Source organism: Photorhabdus thracensis (assembly GCF_001010285.1).
GTDB classification, from domain to species: Bacteria; Pseudomonadota; Gammaproteobacteria; order Enterobacterales; family Enterobacteriaceae; genus Photorhabdus; species Photorhabdus temperata.
On sequence record NZ_CP011104.1, the window covers coordinates 1,343,409 to 1,368,962 of the forward strand.

At 43.0% G+C, this 25,554-nt stretch carries 18 protein-coding genes, 4 pseudogenes and 1 other annotated feature; of the genes and pseudogenes, 12 read left to right on the top strand and 10 right to left on the bottom strand.

Annotated features, from left to right (window positions below; translation table 11 throughout):
* Window positions 1–338: 338 nt before the first annotated feature.
* Window positions 339–1,195, top strand: a pseudogene (locus VY86_RS05295) (IS982 family transposase).
* Window positions 1,196–1,575: 380 nt separating this feature from the next.
* Here the strand turns inward: VY86_RS05295 and VY86_RS05300 are convergent.
* Window positions 1,576–2,220, bottom strand: a complete 645-nt coding sequence (locus tag VY86_RS05300) for a YtjB family periplasmic protein (RefSeq protein WP_021326500.1) — start codon at window positions 2,218–2,220, stop codon at window positions 1,576–1,578.
* A 116-nt stretch (window positions 2,221–2,336) separates the two neighbouring features.
* Between VY86_RS05300 and serB the strand changes: the two genes are divergently transcribed.
* The 4 genes from serB to VY86_RS05320 all read left to right on the top strand — a co-directional run bounded on the left by serB (window position 2,337) and on the right by VY86_RS05320 (window position 7,397).
* On the top strand, window positions 2,337–3,314 hold the full coding sequence (gene serB, locus VY86_RS05305) for a phosphoserine phosphatase (RefSeq protein WP_046974185.1): 978 nt from the start codon (window positions 2,337–2,339) through the stop codon (window positions 3,312–3,314).
* A gap of 25 nt (window positions 3,315–3,339) precedes the next feature.
* Entirely contained in the window at window positions 3,340–4,722 is a 1,383-nt protein-coding gene (gene radA, locus VY86_RS05310; protein ID WP_046974186.1) for a DNA repair protein RadA, read from the top strand.
* A gap of 12 nt (window positions 4,723–4,734) precedes the next feature.
* Window positions 4,735–5,982, top strand: coding sequence for a multifunctional transcriptional regulator/nicotinamide-nucleotide adenylyltransferase/ribosylnicotinamide kinase NadR (gene nadR, locus VY86_RS05315; RefSeq protein ID WP_046974187.1), 1,248 nt, complete (start codon window positions 4,735–4,737; stop codon window positions 5,980–5,982).
* A gap of 635 nt (window positions 5,983–6,617) precedes the next feature.
* The gene (locus tag VY86_RS05320; protein ID WP_228940199.1) at window positions 6,618–7,397 is read left to right on the top strand and encodes an ABC transporter ATP-binding protein; all 780 of its coding nucleotides are present in this window, start codon (window positions 6,618–6,620) and stop codon (window positions 7,395–7,397) included.
* A 38-nt stretch (window positions 7,398–7,435) separates the two neighbouring features.
* On the opposite strand, the gene ettA is transcribed toward VY86_RS05320, so the two are convergent.
* Window positions 7,436–9,103, bottom strand: coding sequence for an energy-dependent translational throttle protein EttA (ettA, locus tag VY86_RS05325; protein WP_046974188.1), 1,668 nt, complete (start codon window positions 9,101–9,103; stop codon window positions 7,436–7,438).
* A 379-nt stretch (window positions 9,104–9,482) separates the two neighbouring features.
* Here ettA and sltY point away from each other — a divergent pair, with 379 nt between their 5' ends.
* Together sltY and trpR are read left to right on the top strand one after the other, a co-directional pair.
* Window positions 9,483–11,399 (top strand): murein transglycosylase, encoded by a 1,917-nt coding sequence (gene sltY / locus VY86_RS05330; RefSeq protein ID WP_046974189.1) that lies wholly within the window; start codon window positions 9,483–9,485, stop codon window positions 11,397–11,399.
* Window positions 11,400–11,458: 59 nt separating this feature from the next.
* On the top strand, window positions 11,459–11,779 hold the full coding sequence (trpR, locus tag VY86_RS05335; protein ID WP_046974190.1) for a trp operon repressor: 321 nt from the start codon (window positions 11,459–11,461) through the stop codon (window positions 11,777–11,779).
* Between the two features lie 35 nt (window positions 11,780–11,814).
* Here the strand turns inward: trpR and yjjX are convergent, their stop codons facing one another.
* Complete coding sequence (gene yjjX / locus VY86_RS05340) at window positions 11,815–12,345, bottom strand: inosine/xanthosine triphosphatase (protein WP_046974191.1); 531 nt, start codon at window positions 12,343–12,345, stop codon at window positions 11,815–11,817.
* Between the two features lie 54 nt (window positions 12,346–12,399).
* Between yjjX and gpmB the strand changes: the two genes are divergently transcribed.
* Window positions 12,400–13,047 (top strand): 2,3-diphosphoglycerate-dependent phosphoglycerate mutase GpmB, encoded by a 648-nt coding sequence (gene gpmB, locus VY86_RS05345; RefSeq protein WP_046974192.1) that lies wholly within the window; start codon window positions 12,400–12,402, stop codon window positions 13,045–13,047.
* On the opposite strand, the gene robA is transcribed toward gpmB, so the two are convergent.
* On the bottom strand, window positions 13,044–13,919 hold the full coding sequence (gene robA / locus VY86_RS05350) for an MDR efflux pump AcrAB transcriptional activator RobA (protein WP_046974193.1): 876 nt from the start codon (window positions 13,917–13,919) through the stop codon (window positions 13,044–13,046). The two genes, gpmB and robA, sit on opposite strands and share 4 nt — an antisense overlap.
* Window positions 13,920–14,300: 381 nt before the next feature.
* Between robA and creA the strand changes: the two genes are divergently transcribed.
* Window positions 14,301–14,786 (top strand): protein CreA, encoded by a 486-nt coding sequence (gene creA, locus VY86_RS05355; protein ID WP_082111182.1) that lies wholly within the window; start codon window positions 14,301–14,303, stop codon window positions 14,784–14,786.
* 68 nt (window positions 14,787–14,854) lie between these two features.
* Here the strand turns inward: creA and arcA are convergent, their stop codons facing one another.
* Window positions 14,855–15,571, bottom strand: coding sequence for a two-component system response regulator ArcA (gene arcA / locus VY86_RS05360; RefSeq protein ID WP_046974194.1), 717 nt, complete (start codon window positions 15,569–15,571; stop codon window positions 14,855–14,857).
* A gap of 664 nt (window positions 15,572–16,235) precedes the next feature.
* Window positions 16,236–16,357: a sequence feature (Thr leader region), on the top strand.
* Between the two features lie 25 nt (window positions 16,358–16,382).
* Between arcA and thrA the strand changes: the two genes are divergently transcribed.
* The 3 genes from thrA to thrC are packed head-to-tail and all read left to right on the top strand — an operon-like array spanning window position 16,383 to window position 21,075.
* Window positions 16,383–18,842, top strand: a complete 2,460-nt coding sequence (gene thrA / locus VY86_RS05365) for a bifunctional aspartate kinase/homoserine dehydrogenase I (protein WP_046976729.1) — start codon at window positions 16,383–16,385, stop codon at window positions 18,840–18,842.
* On the top strand, window positions 18,824–19,774 hold the full coding sequence (thrB, locus tag VY86_RS05370) for a homoserine kinase (RefSeq protein ID WP_071880988.1): 951 nt from the start codon (window positions 18,824–18,826) through the stop codon (window positions 19,772–19,774). Before thrA ends, thrB begins: the two co-directional genes overlap by 19 nt.
* 8 nt (window positions 19,775–19,782) lie before the next feature.
* A complete protein-coding gene (gene thrC, locus VY86_RS05375) occupies window positions 19,783–21,075 on the top strand; it encodes a threonine synthase (protein ID WP_046974196.1) in 1,293 nt (430 codons plus the stop codon).
* Window positions 21,076–21,091: 16 nt separating this feature from the next.
* Here thrC and VY86_RS05380 read toward each other — a convergent pair.
* The 5 genes and pseudogenes from VY86_RS05380 to VY86_RS05400 all read right to left on the bottom strand — a co-directional run.
* Window positions 21,092–21,544 (bottom strand): annotated as a pseudogene (locus tag VY86_RS05380) (IS982 family transposase); the annotation flags it as partial.
* 237 nt (window positions 21,545–21,781) lie between these two features.
* Window positions 21,782–22,802 (bottom strand): annotated as a pseudogene (locus VY86_RS05385) (IS110 family RNA-guided transposase).
* 81 nt (window positions 22,803–22,883) lie between these two features.
* Window positions 22,884–23,315: pseudogene (locus VY86_RS05390) on the bottom strand (transposase); the annotation flags it as partial.
* A 148-nt stretch (window positions 23,316–23,463) separates the two neighbouring features.
* Window positions 23,464–24,240 (bottom strand): peroxide stress protein YaaA, encoded by a 777-nt coding sequence (yaaA, locus tag VY86_RS05395; RefSeq protein WP_046974198.1) that lies wholly within the window; start codon window positions 24,238–24,240, stop codon window positions 23,464–23,466.
* A 1,019-nt stretch (window positions 24,241–25,259) separates the two neighbouring features.
* The gene (locus VY86_RS05400; RefSeq protein WP_082111183.1) at window positions 25,260–25,544 is read right to left on the bottom strand and encodes a hypothetical protein; all 285 of its coding nucleotides are present in this window, start codon (window positions 25,542–25,544) and stop codon (window positions 25,260–25,262) included.
* Window positions 25,545–25,554 lie beyond the last annotated feature (10 nt).

Sequence of the window (25,554 nt, forward strand, 5' to 3'; positions counted from 1 at the left end):
ATTTTTATATCATCAGGCTATTTACTGGCTGATTTATGAAGACAAAATAAAAGAGGATGGCCTATAAAAACCGCTCAGGATTGGTTAGTAAACCTTATCGGCGAGACGGGGTTACATTTTATGCAAAAAGCAGCCAATAAAGAGATATTAATAATCTCTCCCATTCAATACGGTTTTATCAATAGCCTTTGATAGCCATTCAGTATGTTTTTTGAATTAAATGTGATTTATTTTTAAATAAAATAACCCGAATTCTGGATAAGAAATTGACATGAAGCCTGTTCCAGGAGCAATGTTTTGGTGCAGGCCGAAACAGCTCCTCCGGGGAGGAACAGGCTATGGACAACTTAGTTGAAATTTTCTGTGAAATCGATGATTTTTGCCGTTTTTTCATCCCTCAATGGGAACAATTTTGTCTCGATAGCGGGCATCGTTTACGCCGCCGGCAAGGTCACATGTATCCCAGTGAAATCATGACCATTTTGATCCTTTTTCATCTGTCACATTACCGGGATTTTAAACATTTTTATCCAGAACACATTTGGAAATATCACCACAACGATTTTCCCACCTTGCTCAGCTATTCCCGTTTTGTCAGTGTGGCCCCTTCCGTTTTGGTGCCACTATGCAGCTATCTGACTCAATTAAAAGGAAAACCCACAGGCATTGTTTTTATTGATTCTACGAGTTTGAGTGTCTGCCATAACATTCGCATTCCTCGGCATAAGGTCTTTGCCGGGATAGCAAAGCGCGGAAAAAATTCAATAGGATGGTTTTATGGTTTCAAATTACACCTGGTTGTCAATCACCAGGGGGAAATTCTGGCGCTTACAATCACTGCCGGTAATGTGGATGAGCGGGAACCGGTTCGCTTTACGGCGATAAAGGTTATCTCAGTCAGGAACTGGTAGACGATTTAGGCAAAACCGGTGTCACTTTCGTCACCCAAAAGCGCCAAAATATGAAAGCACAGCGGCTGGCTGAGTGGGATAAGATAATGTTATCAAAGCGTTTCATCATCGAAACGATTAATGGGCAATTAAAAGCCGTTTCTCAAATAGAGCATTCTCGCCATCGAAGTATAAAAGGATTTATGTTGACCGTTTTAGGCGGTTTGATTGCTTATTGTCTTAAATGGAAGAAGCCATCACTGAAAGTTTTCTATTCGGAAGACGATTTTTCAGTGACGGCTTAAACAGAATTCGGGTTAAATATGTAAAGTTTACTTAATTTATATGAATTTGTCGTATGGGTTTATTTTTGTTTTTAATAAAAACAATAAGTTATGTTTTTATTAAAAAGTAAGGAAGAATGCGAGATGTGCTGTTAATCAATTAATTATGTGAATAATATATGTATTTATAATTTAATCTTATTTATTGATAAATATGTGATATATATCACTATGGGTATTATTATGTAATTATAGTTAAAATAACTTAAGGAATTATTTCTTTTAGGTATTAAGTAATGAGGGATTTTATTTTTATTATCATTGCAGGGTGCTTATTTTTCGGCAAATATGCCGAAAAATAAGCTATTACTGGTTGAGAGATGGTAGTCAGATATTTTAACTTATTCTTCTTGCTCGTTTTTCTCGTTTGATTTGCTATTGGCCGTCAACAAATAAGGCGACTGTTGCCAGCGGCTGGGTGTTAATTGCAACAGGTTATGTGCCAAAATAAAACCAATTGCTAGAGCCAGTAAGATCATGATCCTGAGCAGGTTGGTGGTGTTGTCCACCTGTTTGGACTCTGTCGCTAATTTGTGTGTGTCCAGTGTCAAGCGCAGAAAACCTTTTGGTTCTTCTTTTCCTGGAATGGGAACAACTATCTGGTGGTTAAAATAGCTGCCCGCTTTTTTACCATCCAAAGATAAGCGATCCCGCACCGATACATTTTCTCCGCTATGGGCAACTTGTGTCCCATTGTTAAGATAGACACTGGCGTCAAGTATGCGGCTGTTTTTGGTCAGGTAGTGCAAATTAGCCAGTATCTGTTCATTATTAAGATCTTTGCTGCCACTCTCCATATAATCGGATAAGCTGAATGCGACTTGTTTTGCTAGGGTTTTCGCCAATTCCTCAAATTGATCCATCTGGGCCTGTTGGTGAGAACGGCTAAAATAAGAAACGCCCTGCATTAGAAATACTAATAAAGCAATACAAATCAATATAATAGCTGTTTTATGCAGTCGGAATTTTAATTTAGCTTTGGTCATAGTTATTTCTTCCAGGCGTTGGTCAACTCAATGTTGCCAGATGCAATATAGGGAGGATAGTTTGAAATGCAATTTTTTGCTGCCAGAGTCATGTGGGATTACAGGAGTAGGGATTAATGTCTAATAACCTGGCTTATCGCTATTTGCCGGAAGAGGTCCATAAGTGGCCGGGATTACCACTTTCGTTAAGTGGGGAGGAGGTTATGCCATTGGATTACCGGGCTGGTGACAGTGGCTGGTTGATATATGGCCGTGGCTTGAATAAACAACGTATCAGTAATTTTCAGCACCGGCTTGGCGCTGCTATTGTCATCGTCTCTTCATGGCGTATTGATGATTATCAGGTGGTACGTATTGCCGGAAGTTTGACTTCGCGTATTAAGAGGCTGGCAGATGAGTGCCGGCTGGATGTGGTTCCTTTGGGGCAGATCCCACGGTTGCGCTCACCAGGTTTGCTGGTGATGGATATGGATTCAACGGCGATTCAAATTGAATGTATTGATGAAATTGCCCGTTTGGCCGGTGTAGGTGACAAAGTAGCTGAAATTACCGAGCGGGCAATGCAAGGGGAACTGGATTTTTCTGATAGCCTGCGGGAGCGGGTTGCTCAACTTGCAGGGGCTGATGCTGACATTTTGCGACAAGTTGCACAAGATTTGCCGCTTATGCCGGGGCTGACCAGTTTGGTGCGTAAGTTACAATCTTTTGATTGGCATGTCGCAATCGCATCGGGGGGGTTTACCTATTTTGCTGACCATTTGCGCCAGAATTTACGTTTAGTTGCTGCGGTAGCAAACCAATTAGAAGTCAAAAACAGCAAGGTAACTGGTAAGGTTATCGGGCCCATTGTTGATGCTAAATATAAGGCTGCCACATTGATGAAGCTGGCGAAAAAATTGGATATCCCGTTGGAACAAACCGTCGCTATTGGTGACGGCGCCAATGACCTAAAAATGATTCGCAAAGCAGGTCTGGGTATTGCTTATCATGCTAAACCGAAAGTTTATGCACAGTCGAAAGTGACAATTCGTCATGCTGATCTAATGGGAGTATTGTGTGTGTTAAGTGGCGGTCTTAAACACGAAGAACGTTAATTAAAGTTGTTTTAGGGAGTACAGAGTGGCAAAAGCAGCAAAACGGGCGTTTGTCTGTAATGAGTGTGGGGCGGATTATCCGCGCTGGCAGGGGCAATGTAGTGCATGTCATGCCTGGAATACCATTACTGAGGTGCGTTTAGCCGCAGCACCTTCCTCTCGTAATGACAGGTTCAGTGGTTATGCAGGAGATGCTGGTGTCAGCAGGGTTCAGAAATTATCAGAGATTAGTCTGGAAGAGCTTCCCCGTTTTTCCACTGGATTTAAAGAGTTCGATCGGGTTCTTGGCGGTGGTGTTGTACCCGGTAGCGCGATTCTGATTGGCGGGAATCCCGGCGCAGGGAAAAGTACCTTATTGTTGCAGACGATGTGTCAGCTGTCCGCACAGATGAAAACCTTATATGTCACCGGAGAGGAGTCATTACAGCAGGTTGCGATGCGTGCGCACCGGTTGGGGTTGCCGGTTGATAATCTGAATATGCTGTCAGAAACAAGTATTGAGCAGATTTGTCTGATTGCGGGGCAGGAGCAGCCAAAACTGATGGTGATTGACTCCATCCAGGTGATGCATATGGCGGATATTCAATCTTCTCCGGGGAGTGTCGCTCAGGTCAGAGAAACCGCCGCTTATCTTACCCGGTTTGCCAAAACCCGCGGTGTTGCCATTGTTATGGTAGGCCATGTAACCAAGGATGGCTCGCTGGCGGGGCCGAAGGTGTTGGAACACTGTATTGACTGTTCAGTGATGCTTGACGGAGAAGCTGATTCCCGCTTTCGTACTTTACGCAGTCATAAAAACCGTTTTGGTGCTGTCAATGAGCTTGGGGTGTTCGCTATGACAGAGCAGGGATTGCGCGAAGTCAGTAACCCATCAGCGATTTTCCTTAGCCGTGGTGATGAAATCACTGCGGGTAGCTCCGTCATGGTGGTGTGGGAGGGAACCCGTCCTCTACTGGTGGAGATTCAAGCGCTGGTGGACCATTCGATGATGACCAATCCACGGCGGGTGGCGGTGGGTTTGGAGCAAAACCGGTTGGCTATTTTGTTGGCGGTTCTTCATCGTCACGGTGGCTTGCAAATGTCCGATCAGGATGTGTTTGTCAATGTGGTTGGTGGGGTTAAGGTCGCGGAAACCAGCGCGGATCTCGCTTTACTTCTCTCTTTAGTCTCCAGTTTTCGCGATCGGCCTCTGCCGCGTGATTTGGTTGTATTTGGTGAGGTGGGGTTGGCCGGTGAAATCCGTCCTGTACCCAGTGGGCAGGAAAGGATATCAGAAGCGGCTAAACATGGTTTCAAACGGGCGATAGTGCCTTATGCCAATATGCCGAAAAAAGAGCTGCCGGGGATGAAAGTTTTTGGTGTGAAAAAGCTGCCAGATGCGTTATCTGTTATGGAAGATCTTGATTAAACAGGAGGAGATATGGGTCAATTTGACTACCTTAAAGAAGCGATTAAACAAACGGGTTGTACGTTGCAACAAGTTGCTGATGCAAGCGGTATGACCAAAGGTTATCTCAGCCAGTTAATTAATGACAAAATCAAAAGTCCCAGCGCGCAAAAACTGGCATCTCTCCATAACTATTTAGGGATGCAATATCCTGTGCAGAATAAAACGGTTGGGGTGATATTCGGTAAGTTCTATCCATTGCATACCGGGCATATCTATCTAATTCAACGGGCTTGTAGTCAGGTGGATGAGTTGCATATCATTCTTTGCCATGATGAGCCCAGAGACAGGGAGTTGTTTATAAGCAGCTCCATGTCGCAGCAACCGACGGTCAGTGATCGTCTGCGCTGGTTACTTCAGACGTTTAAATATCAGAAAAACATTCATATTCACTCTTTTGATGAACAGGGAATTGAGCCATATCCACATGGTTGGGATGTGTGGAGTAAAGGCATGAAAGCCTTTATGTCAAAAAAAGGGATTAATCCAAGTTATATTTATTCCAGTGAAGCTCAGGATGCTCCCCGTTATAAAGAGCAATTGGGAATTGAGACTATTCTTATCGATCCACAGCGCTCATTTATGAAGATCAGTGGCCGGCACATTCGTCAAGATCCATTCCGTCATTGGGAATATATCCCTACGGAAGTAAAACCTTTCTTTGTGCGTACTGTGGCGATTCTCGGTGGAGAATCCAGTGGCAAATCCACATTGGTTAATAAATTGGCAAATATTTTTAATACTACCAGTGCCTGGGAATATGGTCGTGATTATGTTTTTTCTCATCTGGGAGGCGATGAGATGGCGCTGCAATATTCAGACTATGACAAAATTGCATTGGGGCAGGCTCAATATATTGACTTCGCAGTAAAATATGCGAATAAAGTTGCATTTGTCGATACTGATTTCGTGACTACCCAAGCATTCTGTAAGCGGTATGAAGGACGTGAACACCCGTTTGTTCAGGCATTGATTGATGAATACCGATTTGATTTGGTCATTTTATTGGAAAACAACACACCTTGGGTTTCTGATGGTTTGCGTAGCCTTGGCAGCGAGCAGGATCGTAAAGCGTTCCAGCAATTGTTGGAAGATATGCTGAAAGACAACAATATTGAATATATAAATGTAAATTCACCAGACTATGATCAACGTTTTCTGCACTGTATAGAGCTAATTCAGCAACTTTTAGCTGTTAATCCTAAGCAACACGTTAGTTGAATCGTTTATAATTAGATTCATATATAATATTTTATATGATAAATTAATAAATATATTCAATGTATATCTAACCACAATATGAATTGTGGTTGGATGTTTTTATTACTTATAAGTAATAAAATATATAATGGCTATTAACATTTTTGATACTTCTATTGATTATTTATTTCTTGAATAAAAACAAAATTAATAATTAAATACTTCCATGTTGATTTATAAATAAAAATTTTTATGTTTGTGATTTATTTTCGAATAAGATAAGGTTGGTTTTTTTATTAAAAATTTAGATGTTTGATATATCGTTGTTATATGGGAATTAAATATTAACTTTAACTTATTGTTATGATTTTAAGGTGTTTTTATATATAAAAAATTATTTTTCTGATGTTATTTTTTTATTTTAACTAACAAGATAATGGCCTATTGTTAATGAGTGGTTGATAAGAATGGGTTGATCTTGTTTAGTAAAATTTTAATTTTAGCATACAGATAGCCATTTGAAATAGTCACTGGTAGAAATATTGATATACTTTTAGTTGAGATATTTCTTATATGATTTCCCCTCGTTTGTGTAATCTTATAATGATGAATATCTGTATTTTTGCGGATTGCTCTGGCTGCAAGTGTTACTGATAATGCCAGATTTCTTACACTATTATGCTGAGATAATGAATTTGAATCAAATTGCTACGATTGAAGCCATTGATATTTCATATGGTTTTTCTAACAGTAAAGCTAACCAGAAAATGATTTCAGACATCACTCTTTCTATTTTTCCAGGTGAATTTACTTTAGTTACTGGGGATCTTCGTTCGGGAAAAAGTACTTTCCTGGCAACGATTTCTGGGTTATTGCGTCTTGATAGAGGAAAAATATTAATTGCTGACAAAGAATTGGGTAAACTGAATAACAGCGAATTAGATAGATTTCATTTGATGAATTGTGGTTTTATCTTTCAAAGAATTAATTTATCTAATGAACTTACGGTCCTGGATAATTTGCTATTATCTCTGTCCTGTGGAATCACAGCTTCTCATCAGGAAGCCATGATCAGGGCAACTAAGGCACTCAATATTGTTGGTCTGAAACACAAGAAAGATATATATCCCAATGAATTACGTGATAATGAAAAACAACGGGTAGCAATAGCCAGAGCTATTGTGAAAAGCCCCTTGTATTTGTTTGCTGACGAGCCAACCAGTTATCTTGATAATTATGACTGTCAGGTAGCTATTGATATCTTAAGTTTTATTGCTCATAACCAAAGAGGAACGGTTATTGTGGCTTCACAGGATAATAGGCTTATTAGGCATGCAGATCGTATTATTACGTTGAAAGAAGGAAAAATTATCCATGATACTTATCTAACACATAACATAATGAATAAAACTACGAGCTTATATGCAAATAATTGAGAGGGAAATGGCCTGTTATCAGGCCATTTTCAATATGATTATTTGCTGATTCTCTTATATTTAATGCGATGCGGTTCTAGCGCTTCGGCTCCAAGAGTCCGCTTTTTATAGTCTTCGTATTCACTAAAGTTACCTTCAAAGAAAGTCACTTTACCCTCATCCTGATAATCAATGATGTGGGTTGCGATACGGTCAAGGAACCAACGATCATGGGAAATAACCATTGCACAACCTGGGAACTCCAATAGGGCGTTTTCCAGTGCGCGCAGGGTTTCAATATCCAGGTCGTTGGTTGGTTCGTCGAGTAGCAGCATGTTACCGCCAACTTGCAGCAGTTTAGCCAAATGTAGCCGGCCTCTTTCACCACCAGACAGTTCACCGACACGTTTACCCTGATCAACACCTTTGAAGTTGAAACGACCAACATAAGCGCGGCTTGGCAGCTCGAAGTTGCCGATACGCATGATATCCTGACCACCGGAAATCTCTTCCCAGACGGTTTTCTTATCATCCATATTGTCACGGAACTGATCTACAGAAGCCAGTTTGACGGTTTCACCTAATGTGATAGTACCGGAATCAGGTTGTTCCTGGTTAGCAAGCATACGGAATAAGGTGGATTTACCTGCGCCATTAGGCCCGATAATCCCGACAATGGCCCCTTTTGGCAGAGAGAAGTTCAGATTGTCGATAAGCACCCGGTCGCCATAGGATTTGGTCAGATTTTCCACTTCCAGAACTTTGTCGCCCAAGCGTGGCCCAGGTGGGATAAACAGTTCGCTGGTTTCGTTACGTTTCTGGTATTCAACGTTGTTTAATTCTTCAAATCTGGCCAGACGTGCTTTACCTTTTGCCTGACGGCCTTTTGGATTTTGGCGAACCCATTCCAGCTCTTTCTCAATAGATTTACGGCGGGCGGCTTCTGTTGATGCTTCCTGAGCCAAGCGGGCGTCTTTCTGCTCCAGCCATGAAGAGTAGTTACCCTCCCATGGAATACCTTCACCACGGTCAAGTTCCAGAATCCAGCCGGCAACGTTATCAAGGAAGTAACGGTCATGCGTAATTGCAACAACAGTACCTTCGTAACTGTGCAGGAAGCGCTCTAGCCAGGCGACGGATTCGGCGTCAAGGTGGTTTGTCGGTTCATCCAGCAGCAGCATATCTGGTTTTTCCAGCAGTAAACGGCAGATTGCTACACGACGGCGTTCCCCCCCGGACAAATGCTCAATTTTTGCATCCCACGGCGGCAGACGCAGCGCGTCAGCTGCGCGCTCAAGCTGGTTGTCAAGATTATGACCATCGTGGGACTGGATAATCGCTTCCAGCTCACCTTGCTCTTTCGCCAGTTTGTCAAAATCAGCGTCAGGATCAGCATAGGCTGCGTAGACTTCATCCAGACGGGTCAGCGCGTGTTTCACTTCGCTAACCGCTTCCTCCACTGCTTCGCGGACAGTGTGCTCAAGGTTTAATTTTGGCTCCTGTGGTAGATAGCCAATTTTAATTCCCGGCTGTGGGCGGGCTTCGCCTTCGATATCTTTATCAATACCGGCCATGATCCGCAGTAAGGTTGATTTACCCGCGCCGTTAAGGCCAAGAACACCAATTTTGGCTCCCGGAAAGAAACTCAGGAAGATATTTTTTAGAATATGACGCTTCGGGGGGACAATTTTGCCAACCCGATGCATGCTGTAAACATATTGAGCCACGTTGCTATAAGCCTCGCTATCTCTGATTGTTATAATGATAATGCCTGTTTTGCGAAGTCAATCGCATGAACAGGGCGTGTTGGTATCTGATTATATCCAGTTAGGTTATTTATGTTCATCTGAACACGATTTGTCACAGTTTACCCGATTTAAGTTAATAAACTCTATAACCCAATTGCCGGAATAGGATGGCTCTGGGGCGAGTTTGTTAAGATGGATCAATTTTTTGGATAAAAAACTTACCTGTTTAGTATATACGGTTAAATATTTCATCATGGAGTGAATTAATGTGGTAAGTGGCGGTGATTATATTATTATGATGTGTATACATTTGTAATATTAACCTATTCAATTTGATCTCCGGGAGGAGCGTGTGGTAATGGCTAAATGGCAACACTTTGCGATGGTTATAGGGTTGGTTTTTATGTCTGTCGCAGCAAACGCTGATTCTCTGGATGATCAGCGACAGCGATATCAGCAAATTAAGCAAGCGTGGGATGCCAGTGATATGGCTGAGGTGGCAAGACTGATGCCAACATTGAAAGACTACCCGCTTTATCCTTATCTTAAATACCGGGAACTGACTCAGGATTTGGCGCTGGTGACACCAGAACAGATCCGTGGCTTTATTGATAGTCACCCCAATCTGCCACCAGCACGCTCTTTATCATCCCGTTTTATCAATGAGCTTGCACATCGTGAAGACTGGCGTGGGCTGCTGGCATTTAGCCCTACAGCACCGAAATCGATTACAAGCCGTTGTAATTACTATTTTGCCAAATGGACGACAGGTGAAAAGCAGGTTGCCTGGCAGGGAGCGAAAGACATTTGGTTGAATGGTCGCTCTTTACCTGCCAGTTGCGATAAATTATTTGATGTCTGGCAGCAAGCAGGCTACTTATCGGCGGAACTGATATTACAGCGTATTAGTCTCGCATTAAAAGCGGGGAATACTTCGCTGGTCAGTTACCTCGCTAAACGATTGCCGCTGGGATACAAAAGTATCAGTGATGGCCTGATTAAGTTGCAGGATGATCCTGCTACCGTATCTGTTTTTGCTGATAATACCGGGCCGACTGATTTCACCCGTGTCGCTACTTTAACGGCTTTCTCACTCCTTGCTCGTCAAGATCCGGATCAGGCAAGAGCGATCATTCCATCAATTGCCAGAGCACAAAAGATGAATGACAGCGAGCGTCAGCGGTTAAAAGATATTGTTGCCTGGCAGTTAATGGGTGATGTGAACGATGAGCAAGAGAAGTGGCGCGATGATGTGATCCGCGATAGCCAATCTGTTTCACTGCTTGAGCGTCGTGTTCGTCTGGCGTTGGGTCATGCAGATGAGCCTGGTTTGGCTCAGTGGATCAAATTGCTACCGTTAGCGAACCAGAACAAAGAGGAATGGCGTTATTGGCGGGCTAATCTTTTATTGGCGCAGGGTAATAAAAGCGAAGGTGAGGCGATACTGCGTAAGTTGACAGAAGGTCGCGGCTTTTACCCAATGGTTGCTGCGCAAAGACTGAATATCCGTTATCCACTGACGATTAATACCGCAGAAAAGCCAGATGCGACTATTGCTTCGATGTCCGAAGTGCAGAGAGTAAGGGAACTGATATATTGGCAAATGGATAATCTTGCCCGCATAGAGTGGAGTTATTTGGTTGCTAGCCAGAATCAATCAAAACAACAGCAGTTGGCACGTTATGCTTTTAATCAAAAATGGGCGACTCTTAGTGTACAGGCGACAATAACCGGAAAAATGTGGGATTATCTTGAAGAACGTTTTCCGTTGGCATGGCAGCAAGAGTTCAGTCGTTTCACGTCAGGTAAGGGAATTTCTCAAAGTTATGCGATGGCGATAGCCCGTCAGGAAAGCGCCTGGAATCCGCAAGCCAGTTCTCCAGTCGGTGCAATGGGTTTGATGCAGGTGATGCCGGGAACGGCGGCGGATACGGTTAAGCAAAATGATATTCAGGGGTATGTAAACAGTAGCCAGTTGATGAATCCACTGACGAATATCGAAATTGGTACGGCTTATCTCGAATCGGTTTATCAGCGTTTTGGTCATAACCGGATACTTGCCAGTGCCGCTTATAATGCAGGTCCGGCCCGTGTTGATCGTTGGTTATCTGACAGTGGTGGACGGTTGGACGCGATAGCCTTTATTGAAAGCATTCCATTTGCCGAAACGCGCAGTTATGTCAAAAATGTTTTGGCTTATGATGTTTTCTACAGTAACTTTATCGGTAAGTCATCAAAGGTGTTGACTAACGCAGAATGGCAAAGGCGATACTGATTTATGGCAAACTATGTTATGCTATTGTACTAGTTAAATAGTATGACAACTGATTAATTATGACTCCAAATCATCTGACAGACCCGGCACTTTCGCCACAAGATAATGAAGATTGGCAACGCTTTGTGACGTTACTCCAACAGGCTTTTGCGCAAGATCTGCAACATCCGGTTTTGCAGTTATTATTGACGCCTGATGAGCGGGCAGCACTGGCTACAAGAGTACGGATTATCAAAGAATTGATGAGTGGGCAAATGAGCCAACGTGAGCTGAAAAATGAACTTGGGGTTGGAATTGCGACTATCACACGTGGTTCTAATAGCCTGAAGTTTGCTTCAGACGATGTGAAGGCGTGGTTAGAAGAGCAATTGCTGAAATGACAGGCCGCCGACTGCGGCCTAGGGTGAATGCCTGTTTAACGGGCATTCAGCTCTTTATAAATTTCATGATGGACAGGCACTAAAGCGAGTATCAGGGCTTGATGGTACACACTGGTACGAGTCAGGATGCCATTAGTGAAAAAGCCAATAGCACCGCCTTTCTGTTTGATGTTATCAACGCCGGTGAGGTAAGCCATTTCGTGGCCTAATTCACGACCCTCGCGGATACCATCAAGAATTTTCTCTGGCAGCATCAGGCTGGCAGAGCGGGATTCTCCGCGAATTTGCTGATATTCCACTACCATCCAGGCAAATGTCATATCATCTTCAATACCTGCTTCCACACCTACCCAGAAGTCTGCTTCGGGACGGACCTGCCTGGCAGCCATCACACGCTGACGGGCACCGGTACGGGTTTCTGTGTTACCCATGGGTTGTTGTGGGACACTGCTGTCTACATTGATATCTTCGATCCGGTAAGCACCAGGTCCAAAAACGTCATCAAATGCGAGACTGATGGCTTTAATTTTGGCGGGGTTGGTGGTTGCAGCAATAACGTGATACATAATAGATAAGTTATCCTTTGAACTAATATTTACGCAGTATAACGGAAAATGAAAATGTTACAGGTATATCTTGTTCGTCATGGGGAGTCCGAATGGAATGCGGAACGTCGTATCCAAGGACAATCTGACAGCCCTTTAACCGAAACAGGCGAATATCAGGCCAGATTAGTGGCGAAAAGAGTAAAATCTGAAAAGATTACCCATATTATTACCAGTGATCTCGGGCGCACATGTCGTACCGCGGAAATCATTGCTGAGGTTTGCGGTTGTGAAGTTATTCTGGAGCCACGTTTGCGGGAATTGCACATGGGAGTGCTTGAACGCAGAAATATTGACTCACTGACTTCAGAAGAAGAAAGTTGGCGTAAGAAAGTCCTTGATGGTACGCCCGGCGGGCGCATCCCTGAAGGTGAATCTATGGAGGAGCTCTCTGTGCGTATGAGAGCCGCACTGGAGACTTGCCGTCACCTGCCTAGTGGTAGCCGGCCGTTACTGGTCAGTCATGGAATCGCTTTGGGATGCTTAGTTAGCACGATATTGGGATTACCCGCACATGCTGAACGTCGTCTTCGTTTGCGTAATTGCTCTCTGTCCAGAGTAGATTATCAGCACAGCCCGTGGCTGGCATCAGGCTGGATTGTGGAAACGGCAGGCGATATCACACATCTTGATATGCCCGCATTGGATGAATTACAGCGTTAGTGCTGGATAGGAATGAGATACTGAAATTCGATGATATGATTCGCTGCTTCCTTTTCCCGTTCATTGATATTGGTGAGATAATAGCGTTCGATATCGTATCCTTTCCTGCGTGTCAGGTTTAGCATTGGCAAGCAAATACCATAGACGGTGAACAGGAAATCCTGTAAGCCATCTTTGGTGCCATAGTAACTGAATGAGACATACTCTCCAGCTGGCAATGTAACAGGTTGGCTACCTGCTACATCAAACTGCGCATATTTGGGTTCTACCGCTGTCGTGTAGAATACCGTCTGCTCATCTTCTTTTTCTGGGTTGAGAATAGCGTGGTGAAGGCCATAAAGCACAGGCGGTAACACTTCTGCATTTTGCAGATAGTATGTCCAGAAATTATGGCGCATTTCAGTACAAGAACTGGACCACTGTTCCAGCGTATAGGAACAGGTCTGTTCTATACCAACCAGTGGCTGTTCCTCCAGCGTGATATATGTTGCTTCGGGAATATGCCGCTTATCCAGCAATATGGGGGGGCAAATGCCGGCTGCGCACCATTCCTCACTGAGCCGATAAAGTGCCGGAGTTTTATTAAATTGTTTTTTAAATGCACGAGTGAAAGTTTGTTGGGAGTCAAACCGGTACTGTAAAGCAATATCCAGAATGGGACGGCTGGTTAAACGCAAAGCAACAGCTGCCCGCGATAACCTTCTGGCACGGATATAGGAGCCAATAGCTTGGCCGGTAACATCTTTAAACATACGTTGCAGGTGCCATTTAGAATAACCTGCTTTGGCCGCAACATTGTTGAGTGATAGCGGTTGATCCAGATGATTATCTAGCCAACGTAATAAATCACGAATGATGCTGGTTTGATCCATACATCTCCTTAGTCATTAAGACCAGAAAGAATAATATAAGAGCCTATACCATTAGGCTATTTTGTTTGCTATTTGAACAAGCCCGCAAGTTAAGTGAAACGAATCATTCACATGTATTGTGTACGTTCTGGTTTCTACGTGCTGTTCGTGTTCATAATTTATTGACAAGAGTAGCATTCAACAATAACTCTACTGGATATAAACACTAAGTGTAAGACAAGTCTTCTATTTACAATAGGATACTTATTCGTATTATTATTTCACTCATTACTTTGTGAAATTATATTAATAATTAACTATTATTGTTGGTGGTATTACCACCCTGTTTGGTATTAGTGTAGTGAAATTTTAGGCTTAATTAATTAAGGTATGAGATTATATATGTTAAAAATCATAAAGATATTAGTAGCAACTACATTGTTGTTCGTACCTCTGGCTACTCAGGCTGAAGAAATTGGCTCGGTAGACACTGTTTTTAAATTTATCGGGCCAGATCACAAAATTGTGGTGGAAGCGTTTGATGATCCAGATGTTAAAAATGTGACTTGTTACCTGAGCAGAGCAAAAACAGGTGGAATAAAAGGGGGATTGGGGCTTGCAGAAGATACCGCTGATGCGGCTATTTCCTGCCAGCAAGTCGGATCCATTGAACTGACAGACAAGATTAAAAAGAGCGGTAAGAAGGGCCAGATTGTTTTCCAAAAACGCACTTCACTGGTGTTTAAAAAACTTCAGGTTGTTCGTTTTTACGATGTAAACCGTAATGCATTAGTCTATCTGACCTATTCTGACAAAATGATTGATGGTTCACCGAAGAATGCGATCAGTGCTGTACCCATTATGCCGTGGAAAGTTGCGGAAAACTGAGAGGCAGGATGGGGTTCCTCATGGATATCCCATCCTGTTATCTATTTTAGATATATCGATGATTCACACTACGCTTCTAAATCACCGCAGAAACGATAACCTTCACCATGAATGGTGGCAATAATTTCCATCGTATCTGGATTAGATTCGAAATGTTTACGAATACGCCGGATAGTCACATCAACAGTCCGGTCATGAGGTTTCAGTTCACGGCCTGTCATCTTTTTCAGTAATTCTGCGCGAGTCTGGATCTTGCCCGGATTTTCACAGAAATGAAGCATGGCGCGGAACTCACTGCGTGGCAATTTGTATTGCTCACCAGCTGGGCTGATCAGAGAACGGCTATTGATATCCAATTCCCAGCCATTGAATTTGTAGCTCTCAACCTGGCGTCGCTCCTCGGTGACAGTACTCAGATTCATGGTACGGGAAAGCAGGTTGCGGGCCCGAATAGTTAATTCACGTGGGTTAAAGGGTTTGGTGATGTAATCATCCGCACCAATTTCCAACCCAAGGATCTTGTCTACCTCATTATCACGGCCGGTCAGGAACATCAAAGCAACATTCGCTTGCTCACGCAATTCGCGGGCAAGTAACAAGCCATTTTTGCCTGGAAGATTAATATCCATAATCACCAGGTTAATGTCACTGTCTGACAGAATATGGTGCATTTCTGAACCATCGGTGGCTTCATAAACGATATACCCTTCAGCTTCGAAAATGCTTTTTAGGGTATTGCGAGTGACAATTTCGTCTTCAACAATCAAAATGTGCGGGGTTTGCATGGTTGCTACCTAGAATCGCTTAAAATAAAATCAGAATGACTCAAACTACTCTTATCTCAGGATATTTACTGGTTATTGTTTGTCATCACTGAAATTATAGCTTAAGTCAGTAATAACATTTATTGATATGTTTTACACTGAAAGTAAAAGTTGTTTTTCCTTTGTGGGCATATACCCGAAAAAACTAGCTAAACAGTGTTATGTTAGTCTATTAACAGCAATATAACAGCTTGCAATGCATTTACCATCTAAAAAAACTACCTTTTATTGACGTACATCAAAATTGATTGTAGCACGTTAATATTATTTATATTTGTTATTTTATACTTTGTACTATGTCAGGCAAATGACAAATTCCTGTTAACACGTGGAGTGTTATTGTGCAAAAAATAATCCACAATAAGATTGTTGGCAAACAAAAATAACTGATTTTTACTAAAAGATAAAACATATTGTTAATTTTGTTAAAAATAGATTTAATAACTAAAATATTACGTCCAGTAAGATATATTTGTTGGTATTGATGACTATGAAATGAATTATTCCAATGGAAAAAATATTAAAAATATAAGATTATTTAGATAAAATGTTTGACTTTGTGAAAGAATTCATTTAACCAGTATAGGGTCAAACCAATTAAATGACAGACAGGAACCTATGCAAACTATCAGCCTGAAAACGACAATTATTATCACCACCGGAACTACAAGTTACGGGGCGGGCTGACGCATATATTAAAGATAGAGAGAAAAGCCCGCATCCAAATCAGATGCGGGCTTTTTTTTGGCGCGAAATCAGGAGAAAAATGTTAATGCGAGTGCTTAAATTTGGAGGAACTTCGGTCGCTAATTGCCTGCGTGTGCAGAGCGTCGCCGATATTGCAGAGAAAAAACTTTCTCAGGGAGGAGTTGCGTTAGTGCTTTCCGCCCCGGCAAAAATTACCAACCATTTAGTGGCGATGATCGAAAAAACTGTGGCTGGACAAGATGTTATTACCCATATGCACGATGCAGAGCGGATCTTTGCTGATTTATTGCAGGGGTTAGCGCAAGCACAATCTGGTTTTGATTATGAGCGGTTAAAAATGGTGGTGGAGCAAGAATTTGCTCAATTGAAGCAGGTTCTGCATGGTATTGCATTACTGGGTCAATGCCCGGACAGCATTAACGCTTCCCTGATTTGCCGTGGTGAAAAACTCTCTATCGCAATCATGGAGTCTGTATTGCAGGCACGTGGTCACAAAGTCACGGTAATTGATCCGGTAAAAAATCTGTTGGCACAAGGTCATTACCTTGAGTCTACGGTAGATATTAATGAGTCTACCAAGCGCATTTCTTCTCTGAATATTCCTGATGACCATATTGTCCTGATGGCTGGATTTACTGCCGGCAATGATAAAGGGGAGTTGGTTGTCCTGGGGCGAAATGGTTCTGACTATTCTGCTGCTGTCTTGGCTGCTTGTTTGCGGGCTGAATGCTGCGAAATCTGGACGGATGTGGATGGCGTTTATACCTGTGATCCCAGAATTGTACCGGATGCACGGCTATTAAAAGGCATGTCCTATCAGGAAGCGATGGAACTCTCCTATTTCGGTGCTAAAGTGCTTCATCCACGGACTATCGCCCCGATTGCTCAATTCCAGATCCCTTGTTTGATTAAAAATACCGCCAATCCAGATGCGCCGGGAACACTTATTGGTGACGGGCAAAAAGATGAAAGTACGCCGGTGAAAGGGATTACCAACCTGAGCAATATGGCAATGATCAACGTATCAGGCCCTGGTATGAAGGGGATGGTTGGTATGGCCGCAAGGGTATTTGCTGTCATGTCCCGCAAAGGGATCTCTGTCGTGCTGATTACTCAGTCATCTTCAGAATACAGCATCAGCTTCTGTGTCCCTCAACGTGAATTGGAACGTGCTCGTCAGGCGTTGAGTGAAGAATTCTATCTCGAACTGAAAGATGGCGTTCTTGATCCTCTGGATGTGATGGAAAATCTTTCCATTATCTCTGTTGTGGGTGATGGTATGCGTACCTTGCGTGGCATCTCTGCCCGTTTCTTCTCCGCACTGGCTCGCGGTAATATCAATATTGTCGCTATCGCACAGGGATCTTCTGAACGTTCTATCTCCGCGGTTATCGACAATGAAATGGCAACGACAGCGGTTCGTCTATGCCATCAGATGTTATTTAATACCGATCAGGTGATCGAGCTCTTTGTTGTTGGTGTTGGTGGGGTTGGCAGCGTTTTGCTTGAGCAGATCCGTCGTCAGCAAACCTGGCTGAAGCAAAAGCACATTGATTTACGGGTATGTGGTATCGCCAATTCACGAGCCATGATGACGGAAATGAGAGGTATTTGTCTTGATAACTGGCAGCTGTGTTTATCAGAGGCTAAAGAACCATTTAGTCTAAGCCGTCTGATCCGCCTGGAGAAAGAGTACCATTTGCTTAATCCGGTGATAGTAGATTGTACCTCCAGTCAGCAAATTGCTGACCAATATGCCAGTTTCCTGAGTGATGGTTTCAACGTGGTAACGCCGAATAAAAAAGCCAATACTTCGTCAATGGCTTATTATCGTCAGATCCGTAAGGCAGCAGAGAAATCTAAACGTAAATTTCTGTATGACACCAATGTGGGTGCGGGTTTACCGGTTATTGAGAACTTACAAAACCTGCTTAACGCGGGTGATGAATTGGTGCAGTTCAACGGTATTCTTTCCGGCTCTCTCTCTTTCATTTTTGGTATGTTGGATGAAGGAATGTCATTATCTCAGGCGACTTTACTGGCGAAAGAGAAAGGCTATACCGAACCGGATCCTCGTGATGATCTCTCCGGTATGGATGTTGCCCGTAAGCTGTTGATCCTCGCCCGTGAATCAGGTTATGAACTTGAACTGGAGGATATTGATGTGGAACCTGTACTGCCAGTCTCTTTTGATAGTAGCGGTAGTGTGGATACTTTTCTTGAGCATTTGCCCCTTCTTGATCACGTTTTCAGCCAGCGTGTGGCAGAAGCGAAGGAACAAGGAAAAGTGTTGCGCTATGTTGGCATGATTGAACATGGCCGGTGCAGGGTGAAAATCTCCGCAGTAGATGGCAATGATCCACTTTATAAAGTCAAAAATGGCGAAAATGCGCTGGCATTCTACACACGTTACTACCAACCAATACCGTTGGTGCTGCGGGGCTACGGGGCAGGTAATGATGTCACTGCCGCAGGTGTTTTTGCAGATATGCTGCGTACTTTATCCTGGAAACAGGGAGTTTAATTGTGGTTAAAGTCTATGCACCCGCATCTATCGGGAACGTCAGTGTTGGGTTTGATGTACTGGGAGCTGCGGTCTCTCCGGTTGATGGTACTTTGTTAGGTGACTGTGTTACTGTCCGGGCCGCGGAGAGTTTTAGTTTGCGTAATGAAGGGCGGTTTGTCGGAAAGTTACCTGCGGAGCCGGAGTACAATATCGTTTATCAGTGCTGGCAGCTGTTCTGCCAGCATTTAGGTAAACAATTACCCGTGGAGATGACGCTGGAAAAGAATATGCCAATTGGTTCTGGTCTTGGCTCCAGTGCTTGTTCTGTTGTGGCGGGTTTGATGGCGCTGAACGAATTTACGGGGCGTCCATTCAGTGAACACCAATTACTGGAAATGATGGGGCAACTGGAAGGGCGCATTTCCGGCAGCATTCACTATGATAATGTCGCTCCATGCTACCTCGGTGGCTTGCAATTGATTATGGAACAGGAAGACATTATCTGTCAGCCGGTGCCGTCATTTGATGAGTGGCTATGGGTGATGGCCTATCCGGGCATCAAAGTTTCCACTGCGGAAGCCAGAGCCATTTTACCAGCAAAATATTCGAAACAGGATGTTATCGACCACGGACGTTTTCTGGCTGGTTTTATTCATGCCTGCCATACACGGCAGCCAGAATTGGCAGCCAGATTGATGAAAGATGTGGTTGCTGAACCGTATCGGACGCAACTGCTCCCGGGTTTTGCCAAGGCTCGTGAGGCAGCAAAAGCGATAGGTGCGTTGACCTGTGGTATTTCTGGTTCTGGCCCGACGTTGTTTTCCATTTGTAATGGTATGACTACCGCAGAGAAAATGGCTCAGTGGCTGCAACAGCATTATGTTCAGAATGATGAAGGTTTTGTACACATTTGCCGTCTGGATCTCGCAGGCGCACGACAGATAGGGTAACGGAACGAATGAAACTGTATAACTTAAAAGACAACAGCGAGCAGGTAAGTTTTGCACAGGCGGTAAAGCAGGGGTTAGGCAAACAGCAAGGGCTTTTCTTTCCGCAAGATTTACCAGAATTTAACCGTGAAGAAATTGCTCAATTACTGAAACTGGATTTTGTTACCCGCAGCAGCCATATTCTTTCGGCGTTTATTGGTGATGAGATTCCGCCAGAACAACTGGCGACACGGGTTAAGAGTGCTTTTACTTTTCCGGCACCTGTGGCAAAAGTGGAAGATGATGTTGCAACACTGGAATTGTTCCACGGCCCGACTCTGGCATTTAAAGATTTTGGTGGTCGTTTTATGGCGCAAATGCTGGCACAGGTTGCTGATGAGCAGCCTGTGACTATCTTGACCGCGACTTCCGGCGATACTGGTGCAGCGGTAGCACACGCCTTTTATGGGTTGAACAATGTACAGGTGGTGATCCTGTATCCACAGGGAAAAATCAGTCCGTTACAGGAAAAACTGTTCTGTACATTGGGCGGTAATATTCATACGGTGGCAATTGATGGTGATTTCGATGATTGCCAGGCACTGGTTAAGCAGGCGTTTGATGATAATGAATTAAAACAGGCTCTGTATCTCAATTCAGCTAACTCAATTAACATCAGCCGCTTGTTGGCGCAAATTTGCTATTACTTTGAGGCGGTTGCTCAATTACCAGAAGATAAGCGTAAACAACTGGTTATCTCTGTACCAAGTGGGAATTTTGGTGATTTGACCGCAGGTTTATTGGCGAAATCAATGGGGCTGCCGGTAAAACGCTTTATTGCTGCGACGAATGTTAACGATACAGTTCCACGTTATTTGACCGATGGAAAATGGACGCCTCATCAGACAGTTGCCACGCTTTCCAATGCAATGGATGTTAGTCAGCCAAACAACTGGCCGCGTATTGAAGAATTGTTTTATCGTAGATCTTGGCCGTTAAGTGAATTGGGCTATGGTGTAGTCAGTGATGAAGTGACTAAAGAGACAATTAAGGTGCTGGCTAAATTGGGTTATATCTCTGAACCTCATGCTGCCATTGCTTACCGTGTCCTGCGTGATCAGTTACAGGAAAATGAGTACGGGTTGTTTCTCGGTACGGCTCACCCGGCGAAATTTAAAGAGAATGTGGAGCAAATTCTGGGTGAGGAATTACCATTGCCTGAAACGCTGGCAGAACGGGCTGATTTAGCGTTGTTGTCCCATTATTTGCCCGCAAATTTTGCTGAATTGCGAGCTTTCCTGATGGAAAGAGCACCTGAGTAATTAACCCGAATTCTGTTTAAGCCGTCACTGAAAAATCGTCTTCCGAATAGAAAACTTTCAGTGATGGCATCTTCCATTTAAGGCAATAAGCAATCAAACCGCCTAAAACGGTCAACATAAATCCTTTTATACTTCGGTGGCGAGAATGCTCTATTTGAGAAACGGTTTTTAATTGCCCATTAATCGGTTCGATGATAAAACGCCTCGATAACATTATTTTATCCCATTCAGCCAGCAGGCGTGCTTTCATATTTCGGCGCTTTTGGGTGACGAAAGTGACATCGGTTTTGCCTAAATCGTCTGCCAGTTCCTGACTGAGATAACCTTTATGGCCGTAAAGCGAACCCGTTAATTCTGTTGTTAATTCGCGAACAGGTTCCCGAGTATCCACATTACTGGCAGTGACTTTAAGCGCGAGAATTTCACCCTGGTGATTGATAACCCGGTGTAATTTGAAACCGTAAAACCATATATGGACGCCCCGATTATGCAAGCACTAAATTGATACGGTTTACGACCATATATCCGGCGTCATAAAGGGCTTATTTGCTCGCGCCATGATGTCATCCGCACCCTGTTTCCTTATCATCCGTCATCGGTATGTAACGACCTCGGTTTTACTCAGGTTATCGCAGGGCCGATAACCGTTTTTTCATCAGTGTTTACAAACTCGGTTAAAACGTCTATTTCGATTCACTCAATTCAATTAATTGATAGCAAAAGCCTTCTTCATATTATAATCAACCTTATCCGTCAGAACACGCCAGATAATTCGGGTCAGCTTGTTGGCTAAAGCAACCACGGCTTTCATGGCCCCACATCGGGTAATCAGGGTTCTTAGCCACTCGCCTAAAGGGTCATCCCGTTTTTGTACGCCGCGCATCATGGCGCGGGCACCATGAATAATTAACGTTCGGAGATGACGATTACCCTGTTTGCTCAGGGAAGAGAGACGATTTTTCCCGCCTGAACTGTGTTGCCGGGGGACTAAACAGTTGTCGGCCATTGGCAAATTGAGATGCGCTGACGTCACTCACGAAAGCAGCCGCAATAAGGGGACCGACACAGGGAATAGTGAGCAGAGGGTCATAACCCGGTTGCTGGCGAGACAGTGCCACAATTTCTTTATCCATATCATGGATACGCAGGTTCAGGGCACATAAATCTTCCCGCGAGGTATAAAGTAAACGTCGCAGGGCAGAAGACAAGGCATTGTTCTCATCTTCCAGAACATCAGGTAAATGGTGTTGAAGTGACTGAATGCCAACGGGAATAATCACGCCCTGCTCAGCGAGGAACGCCCGGAGTTGATTGGCAAGCGCGGTGCGTTGCTCCACCATGAGCTGTCGGGCGCTACGCAGTGCTTTAATATCCTGCTGTTCCACTGTTTTAACCGGGACAAAATGGATACCCGGACGACAGGCAGTCTCGCAGATAGCCAACGCATCATTGGCATCGTTCTTTTGATGATGGCTAAAGGCTTTGACGTGCTGGGTGGGGACGAGCCTGACGGTATAGCCCATCGCCTGTAACGTTCTCCCCCAATAATGAGAAGTGGCACAGGCTTCCATGGCAATGACGGTTGATGGCGGGAAAGTCCGCACAACATCAAGGAGTTTTTGCCGTGAAATCTTTCGGTTAGAGGCAACGGAACCGTCCGCCATCCAGACGCAGACCTGAAAAACATTTTTGGCAAGGTCAATGCCAACCACTTTGATCGTATTCATGAGCTGTTCTCCTGAAATTCAGTGCATCGAAAAAAAAGATGGCACTGTTTACCGCTGAAAAAGGGGACGTCCATCACATCATCCCATTGAATTTTTTCCGCGCTTTGCTATCCCGGCAAAGACCTGATGCCGAGGAATGCGAATGTTATGGCAGACACTCAAACTCGTGGAATCAATAAAAGCAATGCCTGTGGGTTTTCCTTTTAATTGAGTCAGATAGCTGCATAGTGGCGCCAAAACGGAAGGGGCCACACTGACAAAACGGGAATAGCTGAGCAAGGTGGGAAAATCGTGGTGGTGATATTTCCAAATGTGTTCCAGATAAAAATGTTTAAAATCCCGGTAATGTAACAGATGAAAAAGGACCAAAATGGTCATGATTTCACTGGGATACATGTGACCTTGTCGGCGGCGTAAACGATGCTCGCTATCAAGACAAAATAGTTCCCATTGAGGGATGAAAAAACGGCAAAAATCATCGACATCACAGAAAATTTCAACTAAGTTGTTCATAGCCTGTTCCTCCCCGGAACTGTTTCGGCATGCACCGAAACACTGCTCCTGGAACAGGCTTCATGTCAATTTCTTATCCAGAATTCGGGTTAATTAAGAAAATAAGCGCCGCACAGATCATGCGGCGTTTATATCAATAATAAAAGTTTTAATGTTGCTCCGGGCGTTTAAATACCAACTCGTTCCCTTTGGATAACGACTCATCGAATGCGTAGCCATCCAGATTAAACTCCACCAGATGGTCAACTTGGGTTAGCTGATTTTGAATAATAAACCGGCTCATCAGCCCACGGGCTTTTTTCGCATAAAAGCTGATGATTTTATATTTACCGTTTTTCTCATCAAGGAATACGGGTTTGATAATTTTACCGGCTAATTTTTTCATATTAACGGATTTGAAGTATTCATCGGAAGCCAGATTAACCAATATATTATCGCCTTGCTGCTCTAGGGCTTCATTAAGCTTTTCAGTGATCAGATCTCCCCAGAAAGAATAGAGATCTTTACCGCGTTTATTTTCCAGTTTGATCCCCATTTCCAGTCGGTAAGGTTGCATCAGATCTAAAGGACGAAGCACGCCGTAAAGACCAGATAGGATCCGCAGATGAACCTGAGCAAAATCAAACTCCCTATCGGAAAAAGCTTCAGCCTGCATACCAGTATAAACATCACCTTTAAATGCCAGAATAGCCTGACGTGCATTTTCTGGTGTGAAATCAGCGTGCCATTCGCCAAAACGGGCGGCATTCAGACCGGCAAGTTTATCGCTGATACCCATCAGGCTGGCAATTTGAGCAGGCGTCAGTTCTCGACAGATACTGATTAACTGCTTTGACTGATCGAGTAATTCTGGCTGGCTGTATTTTTCCGTGGCAAGCAGGCTTTCATAATCAAGGGTTTTAGCAGGTGAAATAGTAATAAGCATAATATTGTCCCGATTGTTCAGATTAAGTTAATTTAACAAAAGATAGGATAATAAAGAATGAATAACAATGATAGCGGAAACTGTGTATTTAATATCTATGGGTAACAAGCTGATAATTTTATACTCCATTTTATTGATCGATATTACCTTTAATGAGAATAATATCTAAATAATTTATCGTGGTATATTTTAATTTAATTTTATATATAAATATAAATAAAGTTTTATGGGTTATTTAAATATTAATTTTTGTGAGTTTGATCGATTTTTCTTGGATTGTAATAGTGTAATTATTCTAAAGGTGAGAGCACTTCTTGCAAATTTGTTTTTTATAAATTGGAGGAATAGAGATGCAATCAACAGCTCAAAAGCTATTTCAGCCTATCACCATTATGGACAATAACTAAAAAATAATTAACGCTATATCTTAAGATTGTGGCTCCTGAACACCACTCAAAGCAGGGCTATCCTACATATTAGGATAGAGGAGATCATAATAGAGATATAAATTATTTTATAGCTGATTTATTATCGGGAATTTGGCCGGGGCTTGGATTCAATTTTTTTGAGGCACTTGAGCGGTTATATAAGAATTATGATATAGAAAATCCTAAATATGATGTATGCGATAATTGTGGAATTACATATACGCATGCTTACGGGGATAATTTTGACAATAGGAAATTTAGGCACGTTTGTAATCATTGTTCTTATTTGATTGAAATAGGGGAAATACCACTAATGAAATCGATTGGATAAATAAAATATAAATGGGATAAGATATGGAGAATAAAAATAAGCTATTATCCTCTGATATAATATCTATCTTTGGTACAGGAATAAGTGAAATAGCGCTTCTTTCACTTGCATATTCAATTACCAAGTCGGAGATAGATACGTCTTTAATGGTATCTGTAAGGTTAAATAACATTTCATAATTTTGCTACACATGGCCTTCTTCAACCCATTGTTATATATAGAATTATGAGTAGTATAAGATGTAGCGCTATTTTGGAATCTTATTTAACAGCGAGTATATTAGTTTTTGTGGTTATTGGAGGGCTAACTGCTCGGTTTAGTATGCGGGCTATTTGTATTTCTTCGGATTTCTTCCGGGCAGTAACAATATTTCTTGCTGTATTTGTCAATAATATATATTTATTATTTTTCATATCTTTTCTTCTATCATTTTTTTCAGGTTTGAATATATCGATAAGGTCAGTGGCATACCAGGTATTTGTCAGCTCAGAAGAAAGAGTTGCTTTTATACCCGTAATCATTGAAACTGCTTGATTTTCGCCCAAATGAGGTTCA